General features: G+C 37.4%; 31 protein-coding genes. 9 read left to right on the top strand and 22 right to left on the bottom strand.

What is annotated here, in order from left to right:
- Positions 1–69: 69 nt before the first annotated feature.
- The 21 genes from HT685_RS09260 to HT685_RS09160 all read right to left on the bottom strand — a co-directional run bounded on the left by HT685_RS09260 (position 70) and on the right by HT685_RS09160 (position 10,540).
- Positions 70–933, bottom strand: a complete 864-nt coding sequence (locus tag HT685_RS09260; RefSeq protein ID WP_173279034.1) for a prohibitin family protein — start codon at positions 931–933, stop codon at positions 70–72.
- 21 nt (positions 934–954) lie between these two features.
- On the bottom strand, positions 955–1,404 hold the full coding sequence (locus HT685_RS09255; protein WP_173279033.1) for a YopX family protein: 450 nt from the start codon (positions 1,402–1,404) through the stop codon (positions 955–957).
- Positions 1,401–1,892, bottom strand: coding sequence for a MazG-like family protein (locus HT685_RS09250; protein ID WP_173279032.1), 492 nt, complete (start codon positions 1,890–1,892; stop codon positions 1,401–1,403). Before HT685_RS09250 ends, HT685_RS09255 begins: the two co-directional genes overlap by 4 nt.
- Before the next feature lie 8 nt (positions 1,893–1,900).
- Entirely contained in the window at positions 1,901–2,356 is a 456-nt protein-coding gene (locus HT685_RS09245) for a hypothetical protein (RefSeq protein ID WP_173278711.1), read from the bottom strand.
- On the bottom strand, positions 2,356–2,616 hold the full coding sequence (locus tag HT685_RS09240) for a DUF1372 family protein (RefSeq protein WP_173279031.1): 261 nt from the start codon (positions 2,614–2,616) through the stop codon (positions 2,356–2,358). The genes HT685_RS09245 and HT685_RS09240 overlap by 1 nt, the downstream gene beginning before the upstream one ends.
- A 2-nt stretch (positions 2,617–2,618) precedes the next feature.
- Positions 2,619–2,972, bottom strand: coding sequence for a hypothetical protein (locus HT685_RS09235; RefSeq protein ID WP_173279030.1), 354 nt, complete (start codon positions 2,970–2,972; stop codon positions 2,619–2,621).
- A 150-nt stretch (positions 2,973–3,122) separates the two neighbouring features.
- Positions 3,123–3,461, bottom strand: coding sequence for a hypothetical protein (locus tag HT685_RS09230; RefSeq protein WP_173278709.1), 339 nt, complete (start codon positions 3,459–3,461; stop codon positions 3,123–3,125).
- Positions 3,461–3,673: a hypothetical protein gene (locus tag HT685_RS09225; RefSeq protein WP_205380493.1), complete on the bottom strand. Its 213-nt coding sequence runs from the start codon at positions 3,671–3,673 to the stop codon at positions 3,461–3,463. The genes HT685_RS09230 and HT685_RS09225 overlap by 1 nt, the downstream gene beginning before the upstream one ends.
- The gene (locus HT685_RS09220; protein WP_173278708.1) at positions 3,674–4,159 is read right to left on the bottom strand and encodes a DUF1642 domain-containing protein; all 486 of its coding nucleotides are present in this window, start codon (positions 4,157–4,159) and stop codon (positions 3,674–3,676) included.
- Positions 4,137–4,592, bottom strand: coding sequence for a RusA family crossover junction endodeoxyribonuclease (locus tag HT685_RS09215; protein ID WP_173279029.1), 456 nt, complete (start codon positions 4,590–4,592; stop codon positions 4,137–4,139). The genes HT685_RS09220 and HT685_RS09215 overlap by 23 nt, the downstream gene beginning before the upstream one ends.
- Positions 4,592–4,924 carry a helix-turn-helix transcriptional regulator gene (locus HT685_RS09210; protein WP_173278837.1) on the bottom strand — a complete coding sequence of 111 codons (333 nt, stop codon included), beginning with the start codon at positions 4,922–4,924 and terminating at the stop codon, positions 4,592–4,594. The genes HT685_RS09215 and HT685_RS09210 overlap by 1 nt, the downstream gene beginning before the upstream one ends.
- A 237-nt stretch (positions 4,925–5,161) precedes the next feature.
- On the bottom strand, positions 5,162–5,431 hold the full coding sequence (locus tag HT685_RS09205; RefSeq protein WP_173279028.1) for a hypothetical protein: 270 nt from the start codon (positions 5,429–5,431) through the stop codon (positions 5,162–5,164).
- 2 nt (positions 5,432–5,433) lie between these two features.
- The gene (locus tag HT685_RS09200) at positions 5,434–6,498 is read right to left on the bottom strand and encodes a DUF1351 domain-containing protein (protein WP_173279027.1); all 1,065 of its coding nucleotides are present in this window, start codon (positions 6,496–6,498) and stop codon (positions 5,434–5,436) included.
- 9 nt (positions 6,499–6,507) lie between these two features.
- Entirely contained in the window at positions 6,508–7,260 is a 753-nt protein-coding gene (bet, locus tag HT685_RS09195; RefSeq protein ID WP_173279026.1) for a phage recombination protein Bet, read from the bottom strand.
- Positions 7,257–7,436 (bottom strand): hypothetical protein, encoded by a 180-nt coding sequence (locus tag HT685_RS09190; RefSeq protein ID WP_173279025.1) that lies wholly within the window; start codon positions 7,434–7,436, stop codon positions 7,257–7,259. Before HT685_RS09190 ends, bet begins: the two co-directional genes overlap by 4 nt.
- Before the next feature lie 265 nt (positions 7,437–7,701).
- The gene (locus HT685_RS09185) at positions 7,702–8,028 is read right to left on the bottom strand and encodes a hypothetical protein (RefSeq protein ID WP_173279024.1); all 327 of its coding nucleotides are present in this window, start codon (positions 8,026–8,028) and stop codon (positions 7,702–7,704) included.
- 2 nt (positions 8,029–8,030) lie between these two features.
- Complete coding sequence (locus tag HT685_RS09180) at positions 8,031–8,342, bottom strand: excisionase (protein ID WP_173279023.1); 312 nt, start codon at positions 8,340–8,342, stop codon at positions 8,031–8,033.
- Between the two features lie 173 nt (positions 8,343–8,515).
- A complete protein-coding gene (locus tag HT685_RS09175; protein WP_173279022.1) occupies positions 8,516–8,872 on the bottom strand; it encodes a replication protein in 357 nt (118 codons plus the stop codon).
- Positions 8,873–9,038: 166 nt separating this feature from the next.
- A complete protein-coding gene (locus HT685_RS09170) occupies positions 9,039–9,755 on the bottom strand; it encodes a phage antirepressor KilAC domain-containing protein (protein ID WP_173279021.1) in 717 nt (238 codons plus the stop codon).
- A gap of 64 nt (positions 9,756–9,819) precedes the next feature.
- Entirely contained in the window at positions 9,820–10,326 is a 507-nt protein-coding gene (locus HT685_RS09165; RefSeq protein WP_173279020.1) for a hypothetical protein, read from the bottom strand.
- 4 nt (positions 10,327–10,330) lie between these two features.
- Entirely contained in the window at positions 10,331–10,540 is a 210-nt protein-coding gene (locus tag HT685_RS09160; protein WP_143877243.1) for a helix-turn-helix transcriptional regulator, read from the bottom strand.
- 108 nt (positions 10,541–10,648) lie between these two features.
- Here HT685_RS09160 and HT685_RS09155 point away from each other — a divergent pair, with 108 nt between their 5' ends.
- The 7 genes from HT685_RS09155 (at position 10,649) to HT685_RS09125 (ending at position 13,727) form a co-directional block, all read left to right on the top strand.
- Entirely contained in the window at positions 10,649–10,753 is a 105-nt protein-coding gene (locus tag HT685_RS09155) for a type I toxin-antitoxin system Fst family toxin (RefSeq protein WP_157769339.1), read from the top strand.
- A 394-nt stretch (positions 10,754–11,147) separates the two neighbouring features.
- Entirely contained in the window at positions 11,148–11,516 is a 369-nt protein-coding gene (locus HT685_RS09150) for a helix-turn-helix transcriptional regulator (RefSeq protein ID WP_173279019.1), read from the top strand.
- Positions 11,516–11,749 (top strand): hypothetical protein, encoded by a 234-nt coding sequence (locus HT685_RS09145; RefSeq protein WP_049512785.1) that lies wholly within the window; start codon positions 11,516–11,518, stop codon positions 11,747–11,749. The genes HT685_RS09150 and HT685_RS09145 overlap by 1 nt, the downstream gene beginning before the upstream one ends.
- A gap of 25 nt (positions 11,750–11,774) precedes the next feature.
- A complete protein-coding gene (locus HT685_RS09140) occupies positions 11,775–12,251 on the top strand; it encodes a hypothetical protein (RefSeq protein ID WP_173279018.1) in 477 nt (158 codons plus the stop codon).
- Positions 12,248–12,415 carry a hypothetical protein gene (locus HT685_RS09135; RefSeq protein ID WP_173279017.1) on the top strand — a complete coding sequence of 56 codons (168 nt, stop codon included), beginning with the start codon at positions 12,248–12,250 and terminating at the stop codon, positions 12,413–12,415. The genes HT685_RS09140 and HT685_RS09135 overlap by 4 nt, the downstream gene beginning before the upstream one ends.
- Positions 12,416–12,425: 10 nt before the next feature.
- Entirely contained in the window at positions 12,426–12,806 is a 381-nt protein-coding gene (locus tag HT685_RS09130) for an ImmA/IrrE family metallo-endopeptidase (RefSeq protein ID WP_061468462.1), read from the top strand.
- A 15-nt stretch (positions 12,807–12,821) separates the two neighbouring features.
- Entirely contained in the window at positions 12,822–13,727 is a 906-nt protein-coding gene (locus HT685_RS09125; protein ID WP_173279016.1) for a hypothetical protein, read from the top strand.
- On the opposite strand, the gene HT685_RS09120 is transcribed toward HT685_RS09125, so the two are convergent.
- Complete coding sequence (locus HT685_RS09120; protein ID WP_173279015.1) at positions 13,708–13,902, bottom strand: hypothetical protein; 195 nt, start codon at positions 13,900–13,902, stop codon at positions 13,708–13,710. The genes HT685_RS09125 and HT685_RS09120 overlap by 20 nt on opposite strands.
- Before the next feature lie 146 nt (positions 13,903–14,048).
- Between HT685_RS09120 and HT685_RS09115 the strand changes: the two genes are divergently transcribed.
- On the top strand, positions 14,049–14,645 hold the full coding sequence (locus HT685_RS09115; RefSeq protein WP_084865280.1) for a CD20-like domain-containing protein: 597 nt from the start codon (positions 14,049–14,051) through the stop codon (positions 14,643–14,645).
- A gap of 237 nt (positions 14,646–14,882) precedes the next feature.
- A complete protein-coding gene (locus HT685_RS09110) occupies positions 14,883–16,034 on the top strand; it encodes a site-specific integrase (protein ID WP_173279014.1) in 1,152 nt (383 codons plus the stop codon).
- Positions 16,035–16,152 lie beyond the last annotated feature (118 nt).

Below are 16,152 nucleotides of genomic sequence, written 5' to 3'. Positions count from 1 at the left end.
ATCTCCTTTGTGATATAATAATATTATTGAGATTATAGCTGAGGCAGAGAGTGCCTTGGCTTTTTTATTTTATTCTTTATTCGTGATCACACTACCTGCACCGTTGACAGTGACCCAGCCATGCTTCTCTCTGGCTTCTGCTTCTTTCATCCGGATAAGATTATCTGTGATTGAATCTGACTTAGCTTTGTTGGCCTTGGCTTCACCTTCTGCTTTGATGATACCTGCGTCTGCTTCTGCTTGAGCTTGAACTTTCTTGGTATCGGCTTCAACCTTAGCTTTTTCTTGTTCCTGCTTAGCTGTATCTATCTCTTTTTGTTTTACAGATTCATTTTTGATTGCTGCTTCAATCTCATCGCCTGCATCTTGGTCTGTAATCGTGAAAGAAACAAACTCTAGATCATAAGACTCAAATTTTTCTTTAAGAGCCTTATCAATTGCCTCATAAACTTCAGTACGCTTGTCACCCAGTACATCATAGATATCATAATTACCTGTTACCGATTCTATAGCACGCTGAACAGCAGGAGATACTACACTATCATTTACTGTTTCCAAGGTAGTGTAGTTAGAGAATACCGTCATGGCTTTTTCCTTGTTGACACGATATTTCACATCGATATTCGTATTCAACCATTGACCGTCTTTTGTCTGAGTCGTGATTTTCTCCATTGTTTTTGTTTGAACAGATGTCGATAAGGTATAAACTTTGTCAATAAATGGCATTTTTAGATGATATCCTGTTTGTAGGGTGTTTTCCTGAACACCTCCGATTGCGCTAACCTTAACTCCAACTGTATTAGCCGGGATACGTTTCACAGCCGTGAGACGAAAAATACCAAGTGAAGCAACAGCTGCGACTGTAATGATACCACCCTTAGCAAGTTTTGTAAGTGTTGTTTTCCCTGTTTCGTGATTGTATTGTGTAAACATCGATTTTACTCCTTTTTTAAATTATTTTCCCATCAAAATTTCTCTGTTCTCGTAAATGTTGCCGATGATTTGACTGTTTTTAAGCGTTTCTGGCTCAAAAGGACTAATATTGTCTGGATCAGCGGCATTAATACATTCAACATAGAAACCTAGACCATCATGCAATATACCAAGTATATGACCGTTATTCTTAGATGTTTCAAGGTATTTATAACTTCCAAATTTTACAATCATTTTTACGCCTTGGATTTCAAGCACATCCCCCACAAAGATTTCCTTGCCGTTCTTATCCTTGAGTCCTGTTGATTGCATGATACATTCATAATCATCAAAATGTAACCACTTTTTTCTATATTGATTCCAAATGATAGGACAAATCCAGTTTTCATCATCTGTGTCACAATTGCCTACCATGACTTTGTAATTCATTTCTTTTCGCAGTCTATCCCACGCTCTAAATTTCGGTATCATCCCAAATCCTCCTCTTTTACGAAAGTTCCGTCAATCCAACGACCTTTTCGGTCTTTGATTTCTTGGTAAGCCAGTTCAAAACATTCCTCGAAATTATAACCAAGTGCATAGCTGATTGATTTCAGGTAGCCTATTGAACACATTAAACTATATTGACACATTTTCTCGTATCTTGAATTCTGATACGATTGGAAATTACTAATGTTAGTATTCAGCCATTTGAAACATTCAAACACATCTCCTGTTTTTACAAAACACGACTCCTCAAAAATCTTATGCACATTCACTTTGCTCAACAAGGCCAGACCAACAATCACTACTGCACAATCTCCGATACTATCCTTGGTCAGTTTCTCATTCTTTTTGAGAAAGCCTGCGCATAGTTCACCGAACTCCTCGCTGAGTTTGAGTGACTGCTTGTCTAACCGTCCGCCATTTTCAAGGTCACGGTCAATAAACCATTGTTTTACTTTGTCTATTGTGTTCATGATAACTCCTATCTATTTGTCAGTTTTGGTACAATTTCATTTACGATAAATAAGTAGTTTGGTGCTACAAGATACCGACCAATATTGGAAGCAAAAGCCAAAATCAATGCTAGTGTAATACCAGCAATTAGCTTTTTGATAGTTCTTTTAGAGTTTTTAAGATTCTCCTTTGTAAGTTTCTCTGCATATTCAAGCTTAGTAAAACCTTCTGGAATATACCTATAACTCAAACTATCAGGATCTACCTTAATTCGAGCTACTACATACACAATAACTCCTGTTAGGATAGCACTAAGCAAAATCATAGCTATAGAGGTATTATCAAGTACATTGTACAAAGTCCATTCTCTCATAAGCTGTTCGTAAATCTGTGGTGCATTCCCTTTAAATGTTGTAAGCAAAGAACTTACTTCATCAACTGTCATATTCAGCATTTTTGCTAAAGCTTGTAAAATATCGTCCATTATAATAAAACCTCATCTCCTACTTTCACTTTCTCAAACTGTTCTCTAGTAACTACAAAAATTCCATAATCTCTGATAGTCACAGTATACAACTTGCCGTGTCGTCCTTTCTCGACGACTTTACCAAATATCTCAGCGCCTGCATTATCGGCTCGATAGATAACCATCGGGCGCTTTGCTTCTAGTTTTTTAATGTGGATACTCTGCCAAATATTTAATCCAGCAGACAATAAAATCCAGATTGCGATGAATCGTTTCATGTTCACTCCCTGTAATTATTGTAAATTTCAATAGCTGGAATTGATTCGTTATCAATAGCAGAAGTGATTATCAGCTCATGTCCGACTTTTTTCTGAAATTCTAGCAACTCCTCTATCGAATTGATTTCGATAAAATGCCCCTCTGCACCGTTCGGGAATTCTCTTTGTATTCGACCTTTAGACGTTTTATGATTAACTCCTTCAGAAAGCCAATTGCCTTCCATCCAAGAAAATCGCTCATCATATTCTTCAAATGTCGAACAGCCTCTAACTTGTATTTTTGTGTATTTTTTAATCACGGCGTTAGGGATTCGATTTTCAACCCACCCGCTTGTGCTTGTTAGTAAAAATTCCATCACTCCACCTCCTTGCTCTTAATTTCTCCAGTAAGTCTATTTTCTAAAATGTGACTTGTATAGCAAATATCGCTTTTATATGTATAGTGATTAACAGTTTCTTCAGCCCATTGATTTTTAGTGTACGGGTATCGTTCAGGTCGTTTCACATTACCACCTCACATATAAATATTTCGTGTCAATATCTTGTTCTAAAATACACTCTTTCAATGACTTTAAAACCTCCAATGCACCGCTAACTGTTCCCCATCTATTTTCAGGTTCATACTGCACATACTTTTCAGGGTACCGCTCTAATTCAGATATACCACGCTGGATATTATCTAAAATATCAGCAACATTGTAAATTGTGCCTTGGTCGAAATCCCAATCCATAGCCACCCTAAACATTTTTCCAAGATTGTAAGTTGGAGAACTATATCTAGGTTCATCGATACAAATATATTGTCCGTTTTCTATTTTCGCTAAGATTTCCAAATCATAACTCATCACTCAACCTCCTCTACTTCGTAAAAATCAACTTTTGCAAAGTTTTTCGGATTAATAGTGATAAGTCTTTCTTCTGGTTCAATCTGATGTAGTTGAATACAACATATATGCCCAAAATTAAGTTCATCTATGCGGTTCAATATATGCTCACAACTCTCTTTTACTTTGATAGTTTCATCCATGTATGGATTTTGTAATCTAATATTTGTCATTTATTCTACCTCCTCAATCTCAATCCCTTCACAATCGAATACCCAGCCAAAGTCAGCTTCTTCTAGTTCTTTACGGGTGTGAGCTGTACGAAATTTTTTATCTAGTGTTATATCCTTTAACGTCCAAGCGTGAAGGTGCTTAATCAAGGTTAAGTAACTATATGAGTCTTCAATCCATTTAAACCTTACATAGTACCGCTTCTCTTCCTCGACCTCGTAGCCGTCAAGCCATGCACGGGCGAATGTTTCTTGGTTTTCTGCCCATTGCATCCACTTTTTAATCTCGAAATTTTCTTCAAAGATACTCATTGCTCCAAATAGAGAACGCCCTATATTTTTTGAATGCGTTATCCAATCCGCCACAAACTGCGGTACTTTGACTTTTTCTGGTTCGTCTAGTTGTTCGATTAATTTTAAAAAAAATTCCGTTTTTAAGTATGGTTCATCTAAACGTTTAATTCTCTCAATCAATTGCTGTACTTTCATCTTCCAACTCCTTTATTTCCTCAATTTCTACTTCAATTCTAGGATTCAGGCTGTAAAACTTGCCTACATCGTGCATAGCTATCTGCCCATCATCCTTAAACATTATCCCTGACATGCTGTCATATAGCGCTTTTTCATAATTATCAATATCAGGCTTCTTGTCTACTGGCATAACTTCATCCAGTAGCGCTTGCCGGTTCTTCTTGACCTTAGATATATATTGAGGCGGTTTGATATAAAATCTAATCCGTGCCCTCAGTGCTCCCTCAAGCATAGACTTACCAGCGTACTGTTTAGCAATCAGTAACTGGCAATGATCACGCCAGATTTTCATATCCTGTTCTTCGTATGCTTTAACGAAATTCCCACGTTTTGCAAATCTGGGTCTGGATTGTGGTTTAGGTTCTATCTCTAAAATCAATCGTTCTTTCATCAATACCCCTCGAGTGTCGCTTCGATTAGTTCCATACATACCTCACGAATTGCCACGCGGTCATCATGATTAGGATTTTCAGATTTCACTCTAAGTAATGCTGAATAAACTTCTCCATAGATTGACCTCTTTGGCATACCTTCTGGTTCATATCCCAGTAGATAACCTACGTTTACTCCAAAATATTCAGCCAATTGTTGGGCTTTATTTGGTTTGATTTGGCTTTCTCCGTTTTCCCAACGTTGAATAGTTCTTAAATTTATATCAAGTTCTTGTGAGAGTTTATCTCGAGTTATCTCGTTTTTTTGTCTTAATTCTTTTAGTCTATTCATCAAAACACCTCATTCAGTTCTATAATCTCATCTCTGCCATATTTTCCACCAAAATCCCACGCCTGCCAAATTGTGAGCAAGGCAAGCGTGAGTGAAATTCTTTGCGTCATTCATCCAAAGTCACATAAGTGTCACTGACGCATTTTCTAGTTCGCAGTTTTACAAGAATGCACGGCTTGTTGGTTTTTGAGTTGTTTCCCAAATGGAAATAGTTGGTTTTTTATTATTTTTCCCCTCTTAAAAGGGCAATAATTGAATGATAATAAAATCTTCCGATATTTTTTCAACATCACAAACATAGGCATTAAGTAAGGATTCCTCAGTTTTGTATGTTGTTTGGTTTTCAACACTTTCATTCCAAAGAATAAATCGAGGTTTGAGACCAGGCCATCCAGAACGACCAAATAACGCAATACATTCCTCTTTGTTTTGATGTATAGCGAATGTAATACCATGTGGGCAGCCTGTGTCATGAGTTTCTAGTATATCTTTTACTTGTTTACTCATACTTACCACCCACATTGCTCATTGAGTTCAGCCTGAGTCAATGGCTCAATACGTTGATAACCGCTGACTTGATAGTTCTTTTTAAAATCAAATCCGAGTTGACTTAGACCAGCCTTGAAACGGTCTTTTTCGGCTGTGTCTACAAAATACACCTCTAAAGTCATTTTTTGAGTATATCGTTTTAGGTTGTTTTCAGCCCCTCTAAGAGCGTTAGGCTCATTTTGGGGGATTTGCCCACCGTCCAAGTTTTCGCCTGTCTCTGGGTCAAAACTTGGGGTCTCCGTTGATTTTGGAACTTGTTCCTGCTGTTTAGTTTGTTGAGCTTTTAAAAGTTCCTGACTTTCTCGCTCTACTCGTTCTTGAGCCTGTCTGAGTTCTTCCTTTTGCTTTTCAAATTCATAGTCAGCTTTGATTTGTTCAAAGACCTCAGCAAGCGTCAAGTCTTTCAGCTGTCGGATGTAAGGTGAGTCAGTCATGCCATACTCAGCACATAACCCTGAAATAGCTGACTTAGCCTTTTCAAATTCTTGCTGTCTCTGAAACTCAAATGTGACCATGTCGTCAAGTGATTTCATTGTGGCTTTTTTAAGCGTCACGCCGTCAGCCATGAAATCGCTAGCCTTGACATAATCAAGGGCTTTTTCATCAAATAGGCGAGGGTCCAGCATGTACTCAGCTGATTTGTTGGCTATGTAACTCTTAACCGTATCTATTTTTAGTTGTCTTTGATGTTCTTCAATTTCCTTGATACCTTTATCAAATTCACTAACTACGGTTGCAAATGGTTCAATAATTGACTTTGCATAACTATCCCATGTGTTAGCTGTCTCTGATAGCAAATTTTTAGTGTCGATACGGATACGATTTTTAGACTCAATTAGCTTATTAAATTCAGCTCGCTTTGCCTTGTCATCTTTGAGAGTACTAGCTGTAGGAATATAGTCCTTGTACTTTTCAGTGGCCTCTATGAGGTCTTTTTCAAAAGACTCTCTAGTAAGCTCATCCGTTGTAATCATTTCATAAATTTTATTGATTTTCTTATCATCAATAACCTGTAATTCTTGCATGTTGTCCTCCTAATATTCAAGTTCACCGTCTAGCAACTCGCCCTGGATTGTCTCCTCAGTTTGAGCAGGTTCGGGATTTGCATGATTTGCCTCTTGCTCTTTGTTAAATTGCTCAATCTGAGCCATCTTGCGTGCCACGACATCCTCACGGCTCTCTTGAGGCGTGACATCTTTGATACGGTCAAATGTTTCTCCGCCGTCATCCTCTGTGTACATATTGCCTAAATCCTCAGGAAAAGCCTCTCTAAGAGCATTTACCAGAGCCGTCTTTCTAATCATGGTAGCCGGCATAGAGTTCCAGGTGCTTTGTTTCTTGTCATATTCCTCTCGGCTAACGAAGATCTCCACCGGTACCTTGAAATTTTTACGGTACACTCTTGCCCATCCGCCTATCAATGTGTCTCCTGGGAGCATGATTGCCCCTTTGCGTTCGTGCATAACACCCTCGCTATCTACCGCCACTACTCCAGCCTCAAAGCCCTCATAGTCTTTACATTGAGCGGCACGTTTCAAGAAAGCTTCTTTGGAGACAATTAAACTGAACTCTGTGCCTCCATTACGATTTTTGTAAGCCACAATGTAGACCTCGTTAGCAAATGGGTTAAGATTGCGACCTTTACATAAGGCTAGAGCCTGACCTATTTGTTTTTCAGTCAACAGGTTTTGTGGGTCAAAATACTTTTTGATGTCTGCTCCGGTCAGTAAACTTGGGTCAATAGTAATATCACGTTTTGTCTGCGTTGCTAATTGATTATTTGTCATTTTCTTCTTCCTTTCGTCTTCTTCAAATTCCAATTTTCACGTTTTATACGTCTATTTTCGTTTTGTAATTTCAAAATAATATCCTGTTGGTCGTTGATGATTTCTCCGAGTTCTCGGCCAAGATGAATATATTCAGCTCGCCAGTTGTCGATTTCTTCGTGCAGTTCCTCAATCATACTTCATCACCCACATATCGATACTGCCCACATCCAACATAGATGTACTCGCTCGGGTCAAGTTCTTCTCGTTCTTCAGGCGGTTGCATTATATCTCTGTCGTAATCAAACATGAGCATACACCTTTCCAAGTTACAGCACTCGTTTCACATATCTGTCCTTGGAGGTTAGCCCAAGATCCAGCAATTCGTTTTTTTCTTCATGATTGGCCAAAAGCCATACACGGTTTTCAAGTTCAATTCTAGTCATCAGCGTCTCCTTTCCTCTACCCCAAATACTTTGTATAGCGTGCTCTTCGTGGTTCTGGCAAGGCTAGAGGCTCTGGACGCAATCCTTGAGGCGGTTCGTTGTCGTATGTGAAGCCTTTGAACTCCCGACGGATATTCTTGCGGATTTGTTCTCTCTCAATCTCACGACCCATTTCAAGCAATTCATTACAAGCTCTAACCACTTGCGTGTCATACTCTTCTTGCAGTCGTCTTTCTTCCTCTTTTTGCTTTTCTAACTGATGAGCTATAAACCCTGCGATGATAAATCCTAAAATCACTGCGCCAGTTCCTAAAAGCTGGCTAACTAATGGTGGTTCAAACATTTTTATACTCCTAACATTTTTTCTTTTTTCATATTCTCAAGCATTTCTGATAAAGTTTCTTTCTTCGCACGATAGCGATTACGACTTTTCCATTTGACGAACATGCGAAATCCTTCGTAATCGATAAATACAATCTTATGAGTTGGGTTATCGATGAACTGCTTGAAGTCTGGATGTTCTCGCATTTCACCTGCCCAGACTTTTGCAGTCCCTGGAGTCAACCCTTCCCACCTCTGACAAAGATGTTTGTAATCACCATGCGTGGCTTTCTCGTCCACATCAACTGGCTTATAAGTAATTTCTGTTTTCGGCATGCAATTTCCTCTCTTTCTTGTTATAATCATGTTGAATATTTAAGTATGCGCCTGATTGCCGTCAGGTGCTTTTTTGTATTTATTTTTTCTACCCTCTCTTTTATTTAGAGAAGTAGGACTTGTTGTTAATTAATATTTATTGTTAGTTAATACTTGTTGTTAGTTAATATTTATTAGTGCCCAAAATCTGACATCTCACTTTCTGACATCTCACTTTCTGACATCTCACTTTCTGACATCTCACTTTTTGGAATGTCAGAATTATAATTCATAGACGCCTTTTTGATAGACAGGTTTAATCTCTGTTTCATAATATCGAATTGGAAATCAGATATTTTTACATCTGAAAAGAATCTGAATATATGACTCCCTCCATTTCCAGGAGGTTTTTTTCTGATTTTTCGCAAATATCCAGCCTCTTCAAAGATTTTGAAATACTTATCAATTGTCTTCCGGTTAACACCTTTTCGTTTAGCTATTTCATCTGGATAGACTTGCCAGTTAGGGTGGTTAGCTAGGACAACCATCATAATACCAACAGCTGTAAAGTCCAGTTTTGGATCGTTGATAAAACTATTACTAACAGCAGTATAATTTTCAGTCGCATTCTTGAAAGATAAATTGACAATCTAAATTTTTAAAGTCTGTCATACGCTCTCCTTTCTCTTCGCTTATTTCAATCACTTTCGTCCTTTTCTAACCTGTTAGACATTCCTGATTAAGGAACTTGTTGATAAAATACTGCTGACCCTTGCCTGTGACCTTTGGTGTCTTGTTCACAGTGATATGTCCATCTGCGTGTTGCACGTTTGTTTCCTTGATTTCAAAGAGTTTCAAGTCCATGCTACGTTGGGTTGGCATGTTCCAATCTGAGCCTTTGCGCTTAATCAGGTAGCCATTTTCACGCATCCAAGAAAAGAGGCGATTGGCACCGATTTTATAGCCGTTTTGGCTAATGAGTTTGGCAAGTTCGCCGACCAAGATAGATGTGTGGCTTGCACTCACTGCGTCTGCAAATAGCACCTTAGGGCGGTCAGCTTCAATCTGCGTCTCCAGTTTATGAATCTTCTTATCCGCCATGAGCAAGGCTCTTGCCATAATCTTCTCAGGACTGTTGAAGTCTTTTTCTACTTGAATGAAGTACTGTCTGACTTCTTTTCCTTTGTCGGTTCGCTGAATCATGGCGATTTCTTTGGCCATGTCTAGTTTGATGATGTGGTCAGTCGCTCTGCGTCCTCCTGTACTTTCCGACAAAAATGTCGAAAAGTCTTCGTTTTCTGTAAATCCATATTCAGTCATGCGTGGGAACCATTTATCATATGGTGTTTTAACTCCCAATGCCTCATGCAACTGACGACCAGAAACAATCGGCTCGTGATTGTCATTCACAGTCACTTTAATAACTTCGTTCATGTCATTCCTCCTATTCCTCAAATCTTTCCGTTTAGTATCTGACTTTGTCAGGTACTTTTTTGTTTTATAATTCTGGAAATTCCTGTTTTAATTTTGTTAGACGGACGTTGTACCTATCCAAAAAGAAATTTTTAAATTCGTTATATGTTTCCAAAGCATTTTGAAACTCATCATCTGTCAAATCTTTTATTACTGTTGCACCATGTAGAGATAAAACAAGAGATTTCAATTGTTCATGGATAAGGGAGGAATAAAGATTTTGTTTCGAATGATAGTAAATTCCTCTTTTATTCATCAACCTGTTTGTTAAAAATATTTTAGAGTCACTACCAATATTACTATCCCAACGGATCCCTGTTATGATTGGATAGATTGCACTACCTATTTCTCTCTTATAAGGATTTTGAAGTAAATCAAGTACTTTAGGATGATTGTTATTTACGATACGAATATCTTCATCAGTGATAGCGACTTGACCAAAATCTTTTCTAACCTTAACTATTTTATTGGCGACTGCTTCAGCAATCATTTCTTGTAATTCACGTTTACTTATTGTAATTACTTCTTCCATTCTCCTACTCCTCAAATTTCTCCCACGACTCGCTGATTCGCAACTTCTTGTTAATGCGAAGCTTCAAGTCATCACTTCCTTTACCATCTTTGAATAATTGCGTGATAGCTGATGGACTAACGCCTACAACAATGGCTAAGTCCGTCTGTGACCATCCACGTTTTTCAATTCGCTCTTTTACAAGCTCAATCCATTTACGATGTTGTTGGCTCATGCGACCTCCTCCTTTTTGAAAATAAAAAATGCCCTATCTAACTGATAGAGCATGTGATATAATAGTGACGGCACTAACGATATAGCCTCTGAAAGGAGGTGAGTCCCATTGGAATTACTTTTCACACTTATCCTTGCCCCGCTCTTAGTCAATTTAGCAACTAAATTGATTAGCGACTGGCTGGATAGCAAGCAGGACAAGGACAAACGTTAGTGTCCAGCCCACAAAAAAATCCCCTGGTATTTGCGGTACTAGGGGATTTGTGTTCCATTGGAACTACTTTTCAATTCCCCTATATTATCTCACATGCTCTATTCAATTGTCAAGGAACAAAGTTAAAGAGCTAGTAAATTATTTTGTAAAACGCTTGACAATTTTAAACAAATAATTTAAAATGAAAGCATAATTAAAAACCTTGATAAAACATTATATCTATCAACTCATTTTGCTCGCCAAAGCTATTTTTTTTAGATAAGTTTTAACTTCGTTTTTTACTAACTCATTAACTTACAAAAACTATTTTAAATCATTTATTTAATTTTGTCAACAATTTTAAGTAAATAATTTAAATATTTTTTGTCAATCTATCAGAAAGGTTGATAAATCAATGTTTCCAACATTTGAAAAAGTTAGAGAATTGGCTCGAAAAAAGGGCTTATCTCTAAATCAAGTTGAAGAAAAACTTGGATATAGTAAAAATACTTTGTATTCTTTAAAGCGACAAAAGGTCAGCTCCGAACGGCTACAGCAAATCGCCGACTACTTCAATGTATCCACCGACTACCTGCTCGGACGAACGGATAACCCTGCTATCGCTGGGAGTGATGAATTTGCTCAAGTAAACGGACAAATCATAGACTTACGCAAAGCGGCAGCCAACGCCATGTTATTTGACGGAAAACCACTAAATGAAGATGATATCGACTTCATTACATCCGTCCTATCCGCCCACTTCAAAAGCAAAGGAGAACGCTAATGACTATCACTATCAACTTCACAGAAAAAAATTCCTACATCACGGACTACCTAAACAAACACGGCATCGACACAACGACCATGGATTTTGATGACTTCATGGCACTCATGGAAGATATCGAAGACGCACGAGCAGCCGACCAAGCCTATATGGAGTATTTAGCCGACCCAGTTACTTATACCATGGATGAGGTCTTGGATGAACTAGGACTAACTCGAGAGGATATTGCTTAATGTACAGAGAGGTTTATAAATAACTATGACACTCGCTAAACTCTGCTTCAATGATCAGGGTAACCTAAATGGAGGAATACTAACAAATATCTCACTAGAAGAAATACAATTAACTCTAGTAGATAGCTTCCCTAACTCCACTACCAGAACTAGAAATTTCCAAGCTCTCTCAACTTTCTTAAAAAATCTAGATAGCAATATCATTACGCGTATATGGCTAGACGGAAGCTTTTGCACCCAGAAAGAAAACCCAAAAGACATAGATGTCTTACTATTTTTTAAACATTCTCCAGACATAGAGACATATCTAAAAGATATTAAAGAAAAAGCAAGTACTTGCTTAGACATCTATCAAATAGGCGATAAAAATCATATTGAAAAAACTCGTCCTATATATACCCACATGGCTCACAATGAAACATACTGGATGGGACAATTTGGTTTTGATAGAAATAGAAACCACAAAGGAATTATAGAATTAAAAACGGAGAATCTAAAATGAACCACGTTCAAGTTAAACGACCAAAAGAAAATAACAATGAATATGATTACATGCTACGACTCAGTAATGAATCCATTCAACAATTTGAACAAAAAAAGAAACGTCAAGAAAGCAAACTAAAAAGTTATCCAGCTATTAAAAGTTATTATCGAGTAGCTAATTAAAAGGAGAACTATGACACTCGCTAAACTCTGCGAAGAATATCAAGTAGAACTTTGTCTCTTCGATGGTTCAAACTGGCACAGTAGCGGTTTCTACAATCCAGACACAAATGTACTCGCTATTGACCACAACTTGACTCCTGAACAACAAATCCAAGTCGCCCTACACGAACTTGGACACAAAGACCACACACGCTCAGAGTACCAGAACGCCCGTCTACGCTGTGAAAACGAAGCTGATAGGAATATGATCCATCATCTCGTAAAAGACGCACTAGAAAACTTAGACGACCCCACAGAGTTTGATTACCTCAAATTCATGTCTTACTACAATCTAAAAACCATGACAAATGAAATCATGGTTAAAGAAGAGTATTTAGCATTAGTAAATTAAAAAAGGAGGAAAATAATGAAAGAAATAATTTATTTAGATACCAAACTTGTCAACTCATTGTTGGCTCAACAAAACTCTGGTCTGATAACAAAATTAGTGAATGAAGATGGAGAAAGCGACGCTAGAACTGAAGGAAGTACAGAGCAAACAACCACATCCAGTGACGTTGGCCTCTCTGCTCTATTAAAAGCAACAGGAAGCTATTCTAATACTAATGTTGATAGTTACAATTTTGTATTTTCTAAGTCAAATAAAAATCTAGTAGAAACCGCTCTTGATGATTATTCATTAGATTTGCTTATCACTGGTCTTGAGGCGAAAGAACTTATAAAACACAGCGATTACCAAGATGGTGACTTAATTTCTGTATCTGGAGAGTTAACTGTTTTTAACTTTGAGCAATTAGCAAATACAAGCGATTTAGAAGAAATAGAATTCTTACTCCCTGGATACGATGAATTTAGATCGCTGAAGTCAGAATATGGAAAAATAAAAGGAAAAGGAAAAGAAAAAGAAAAACATCTGCGTAGAGCTAAAGAAATTCAAGAAGCACTATCAACAAACGGTTGGAATATTTTTGAAATGATAAAACATATTTCGGTGTACTTGAAAAAATTATTACCTGAAACAAATCTAATCAAAATCAGCAATACATTCAGTATACTTCCTCTTGAATTTCTTAGAGTTCAAAGTGTCCAACTGAGTTTTATGCAACATGGAAAGAGAAAAATAAAAATGCTAGGCATCTGCTCATCAACTTTTGACGAACAAGTACCTAGCGACTTCTCACATATGGAAGATAGTAATTTGATGTTAAAATACGCTCCAACAACTATTTTAAATATTATACTTGGTTCTTTTGGGATGATAGACAAGGCTGACCACCTAGTAAGACCTATTGCTATTTATTTCGAGGACTAAATAGATGCCCATAGCGCTGATTAAAACACTCTCTTTTTAAAGCGAGTTCTTCCTCGCCTGTTTTAATATCCATGCGGACTCTATCAGCAAATTCATTGTGGCGCAATTCCATTTCTTTTTTAGATTGCTCCATCTTTTGACGCTGTTGATTGATGTGAGTAAAAAAAGAAAACATATTATCGCACCACCTTTCATCACTATTTTACAACGAACAATAGTAAAAATCAACTGTTTCCACTTTGGAAATAGTTGACATATAAAAAACGGAAATAAAAAATGTGCAATAACTGATCCACATTAAAAGCTGAGAGAGGTTTCATTATGAATGAAGAACGCAAAGTTTTAGGTATTTTAGCTATTATTTTCGGAGCGATTGCTCTATTTGGGTCTTGGATGCCTATTATTAACAATCTATCTTTTGTTATTGCTATCTTAGCGCTTATATTAGGCTTGATAGGTCTAGCTATCAACAGAAAAAGACCAAAAATGTTGGCTATCATTGGTACAGTCTTAGCAGTCGTATCAATGGTTATTGTTATCGCTACGCAATTGATGTATGCCCGTGCTTTGAATAACGCTGCTAAAAACGTTGAAGAAACTGTCAGCTCAGTAAGTTCTTCTATCGAATCATCACAAAAAGAAGAGGATGCTAAATTTAACTGGACAAAAGAACAGTTTGATGCTCTTCAGATGGGTGACATCACGAATTATGGAGCTGGTGGAACTAACTACGATGATATTGTTAGCGTTCATGGAGAACCAAATAGCATAAACACTACTACTGTTAATGATCATGAAAGCAGAACAATTTCATATTCTTCAGCAGGGACAAAACTCCGAAGTATTACTTTGACATTTAGCAAACAAGAAAATGGTGCTTACTTATTGACTGCTAAAGTCGGCATCGGCTTGGAATAAATTTATTTTTATGGTATAATTAAGTTACTTAGAGGCAAGCCCTCATAATTTTAGACTTTGCACCTTAGCGTGCCAGGGGAAGTAACTTAACCGTTGCTTCCCTTTTCAAAACCAAAAAAATCCCCACGCTCTCAAACTTTGGCGAGTCTGAGCGTGAGGATGTACTGTATAAGGAAACGACCATTAAAAAGGTAGTTTTCTTATACTCTATTCTATCAAGAAATGAGGTGAAAATCAATGTGGATGGAAGAACTTTCCAACGGAAAATATAAATTCTTTGAACGATATAGAGACCCTTATACCGAGAAATGGAAAAGGGTGTCTGTAACCCTTGACTCTGGATCAAGCAGGGCAAAAAAAGAAGCTCAGAAACAACTGGATGAGAAGATAGCAGAAAAACTACAAAGTCTTACTACTACAGATATGCTTTTTACAGACGTACTAAGTGATTGGTGGGAACTTCATAGAAAGTCAATCAAGCCTTCTACCATAAAGACCATGGTCTATGCTGTAGATGAAGTAAAAGATACTTTTGCGCCTGACGTGAAAATAAAAAATATCACTGCGAAGTACACTCAACAGTACTTTACTGACTCTGAAGAAAATCATATCAAACTCAAAAAGCAAAAGTCAGTACTAAGCATGGTCTTTAAATATGCGCTTGATATGGAACTGGTAGATAGCAATCCTATCCAGCGTGTGAGACTTCCTAAAAAGGTTGTCGCATATGAAAATATGGAAAAGATTGAAGATAAGTTCCTTGAGCAAAGCGAATTAAAAAGGCTTTTAAAAGCTATGAAAAGCTATAATCGGGGCTATCACGTCGCTCGTATGGCTGAATTTATGGCACTGAATGGTTGCCGTGTTGGGGAAGCTGGCGCGCTGAAATTCGAGAATTACGATAGAGAAAATCGCACTATCACTATCAATGGCACTTTAGATCCAACCCGTAAAGGTTCAGAGGGTGTTAAAACCACACCTAAGACCTTATCATCTATCAGAGTAGTTGACCTAACAAAAAAAGAAATTGAAATCATTGAAGAATTCATAGAGTTACATAAACTAAGAAAGAATACAAACCCAAACTATAAAGATATGGGATTTATATTTGTATCAGCCAATGGAATTCCCATTCATAAATCAAGCATCGGCAAGCTCATGAAAAATGCAAACTCCACTTTAAAGAAGCCAATCAACAAACCACTTCACCCACATATACTACGTCATACACTAATCAGTACACTTGCTGAAAATAACATCCCTTTAAAAGCCATCACGCAAAGAGTTGGGCATAAAGATAACGGAAAGACCACAATGGAAATCTATACTCACGTAACCAAGAACATCAAGTCGAAAGTTGTTGATGTACTAGATAAAATTTATAAATAGTTTTGCCCCTTTTTTGCCCCTTCTTAAACAAAAAGAAAAACCGCTACTCCTAAGAATAGCGGTTTAGTCATGTTTTTAAGCTACTAATGTAGTTGCTCTATTATTTAAGAGTAACTGA

Source organism: Streptococcus sp. 5004, from assembly GCF_013276755.1.
Lineage (GTDB): Bacteria > Bacillota > Bacilli > Lactobacillales > Streptococcaceae > Streptococcus.
The sequence above is the reverse complement of the archived record's forward strand: the minus strand, read 5'-3'. Positions and strand labels throughout refer to the sequence as shown.

Excerpts from the sequence above, each read along its gene's own strand:
- HT685_RS09260 (WP_173279034.1), bottom strand. The coding sequence starts at position 933 with ATGTTTACACAATACAATCACGAAACAGGGAAAACAACACTTACAAAA.
- HT685_RS09255 (WP_173279033.1), bottom strand. The coding sequence starts at position 1,404 with ATGATACCGAAATTTAGAGCGTGGGATAGACTGCGAAAAGAAATGAAT.
- HT685_RS09250 (WP_173279032.1), bottom strand. The coding sequence starts at position 1,892 with ATGAACACAATAGACAAAGTAAAACAATGGTTTATTGACCGTGACCTT.
- HT685_RS09245 (WP_173278711.1), bottom strand. The coding sequence starts at position 2,356 with ATGGACGATATTTTACAAGCTTTAGCAAAAATGCTGAATATGACAGTT.
- HT685_RS09240 (WP_173279031.1), bottom strand. The coding sequence starts at position 2,616 with ATGAAACGATTCATCGCAATCTGGATTTTATTGTCTGCTGGATTAAAT.
- HT685_RS09235 (WP_173279030.1), bottom strand. The coding sequence starts at position 2,972 with ATGGAATTTTTACTAACAAGCACAAGCGGGTGGGTTGAAAATCGAATC.
- HT685_RS09230 (WP_173278709.1), bottom strand. The coding sequence starts at position 3,461 with ATGAGTTATGATTTGGAAATCTTAGCGAAAATAGAAAACGGACAATAT.
- HT685_RS09225 (WP_205380493.1), bottom strand. The coding sequence starts at position 3,673 with ATGACAAATATTAGATTACAAAATCCATACATGGATGAAACTATCAAA.
- HT685_RS09220 (WP_173278708.1), bottom strand. The coding sequence starts at position 4,159 with ATGAAAGTACAGCAATTGATTGAGAGAATTAAACGTTTAGATGAACCA.
- HT685_RS09215 (WP_173279029.1), bottom strand. The coding sequence starts at position 4,592 with ATGAAAGAACGATTGATTTTAGAGATAGAACCTAAACCACAATCCAGA.
- HT685_RS09210 (WP_173278837.1), bottom strand. The coding sequence starts at position 4,924 with ATGAATAGACTAAAAGAATTAAGACAAAAAAACGAGATAACTCGAGAT.
- HT685_RS09205 (WP_173279028.1), bottom strand. The coding sequence starts at position 5,431 with ATGAGTAAACAAGTAAAAGATATACTAGAAACTCATGACACAGGCTGC.
- HT685_RS09200 (WP_173279027.1), bottom strand. The coding sequence starts at position 6,498 with ATGCAAGAATTACAGGTTATTGATGATAAGAAAATCAATAAAATTTAT.
- bet (WP_173279026.1), bottom strand. The coding sequence starts at position 7,260 with ATGACAAATAATCAATTAGCAACGCAGACAAAACGTGATATTACTATT.
- HT685_RS09190 (WP_173279025.1), bottom strand. The coding sequence starts at position 7,436 with ATGATTGAGGAACTGCACGAAGAAATCGACAACTGGCGAGCTGAATAT.
- HT685_RS09185 (WP_173279024.1), bottom strand. The coding sequence starts at position 8,028 with ATGTTTGAACCACCATTAGTTAGCCAGCTTTTAGGAACTGGCGCAGTG.
- HT685_RS09180 (WP_173279023.1), bottom strand. The coding sequence starts at position 8,342 with ATGCCGAAAACAGAAATTACTTATAAGCCAGTTGATGTGGACGAGAAA.
- HT685_RS09175 (WP_173279022.1), bottom strand. The coding sequence starts at position 8,872 with ATGATGGTTGTCCTAGCTAACCACCCTAACTGGCAAGTCTATCCAGAT.
- HT685_RS09170 (WP_173279021.1), bottom strand. The coding sequence starts at position 9,755 with ATGAACGAAGTTATTAAAGTGACTGTGAATGACAATCACGAGCCGATT.
- HT685_RS09165 (WP_173279020.1), bottom strand. The coding sequence starts at position 10,326 with ATGGAAGAAGTAATTACAATAAGTAAACGTGAATTACAAGAAATGATT.
- HT685_RS09160 (WP_143877243.1), bottom strand. The coding sequence starts at position 10,540 with ATGAGCCAACAACATCGTAAATGGATTGAGCTTGTAAAAGAGCGAATT.
- HT685_RS09150 (WP_173279019.1), top strand. The coding sequence starts at position 11,148 with ATGTTTCCAACATTTGAAAAAGTTAGAGAATTGGCTCGAAAAAAGGGC.
- HT685_RS09145 (WP_049512785.1), top strand. The coding sequence starts at position 11,516 with ATGACTATCACTATCAACTTCACAGAAAAAAATTCCTACATCACGGAC.
- HT685_RS09140 (WP_173279018.1), top strand. The coding sequence starts at position 11,775 with ATGACACTCGCTAAACTCTGCTTCAATGATCAGGGTAACCTAAATGGA.
- HT685_RS09135 (WP_173279017.1), top strand. The coding sequence starts at position 12,248 with ATGAACCACGTTCAAGTTAAACGACCAAAAGAAAATAACAATGAATAT.
- HT685_RS09130 (WP_061468462.1), top strand. The coding sequence starts at position 12,426 with ATGACACTCGCTAAACTCTGCGAAGAATATCAAGTAGAACTTTGTCTC.
- HT685_RS09125 (WP_173279016.1), top strand. The coding sequence starts at position 12,822 with ATGAAAGAAATAATTTATTTAGATACCAAACTTGTCAACTCATTGTTG.
- HT685_RS09120 (WP_173279015.1), bottom strand. The coding sequence starts at position 13,902 with ATGTTTTCTTTTTTTACTCACATCAATCAACAGCGTCAAAAGATGGAG.
- HT685_RS09115 (WP_084865280.1), top strand. The coding sequence starts at position 14,049 with ATGAATGAAGAACGCAAAGTTTTAGGTATTTTAGCTATTATTTTCGGA.
- HT685_RS09110 (WP_173279014.1), top strand. The coding sequence starts at position 14,883 with ATGTGGATGGAAGAACTTTCCAACGGAAAATATAAATTCTTTGAACGA.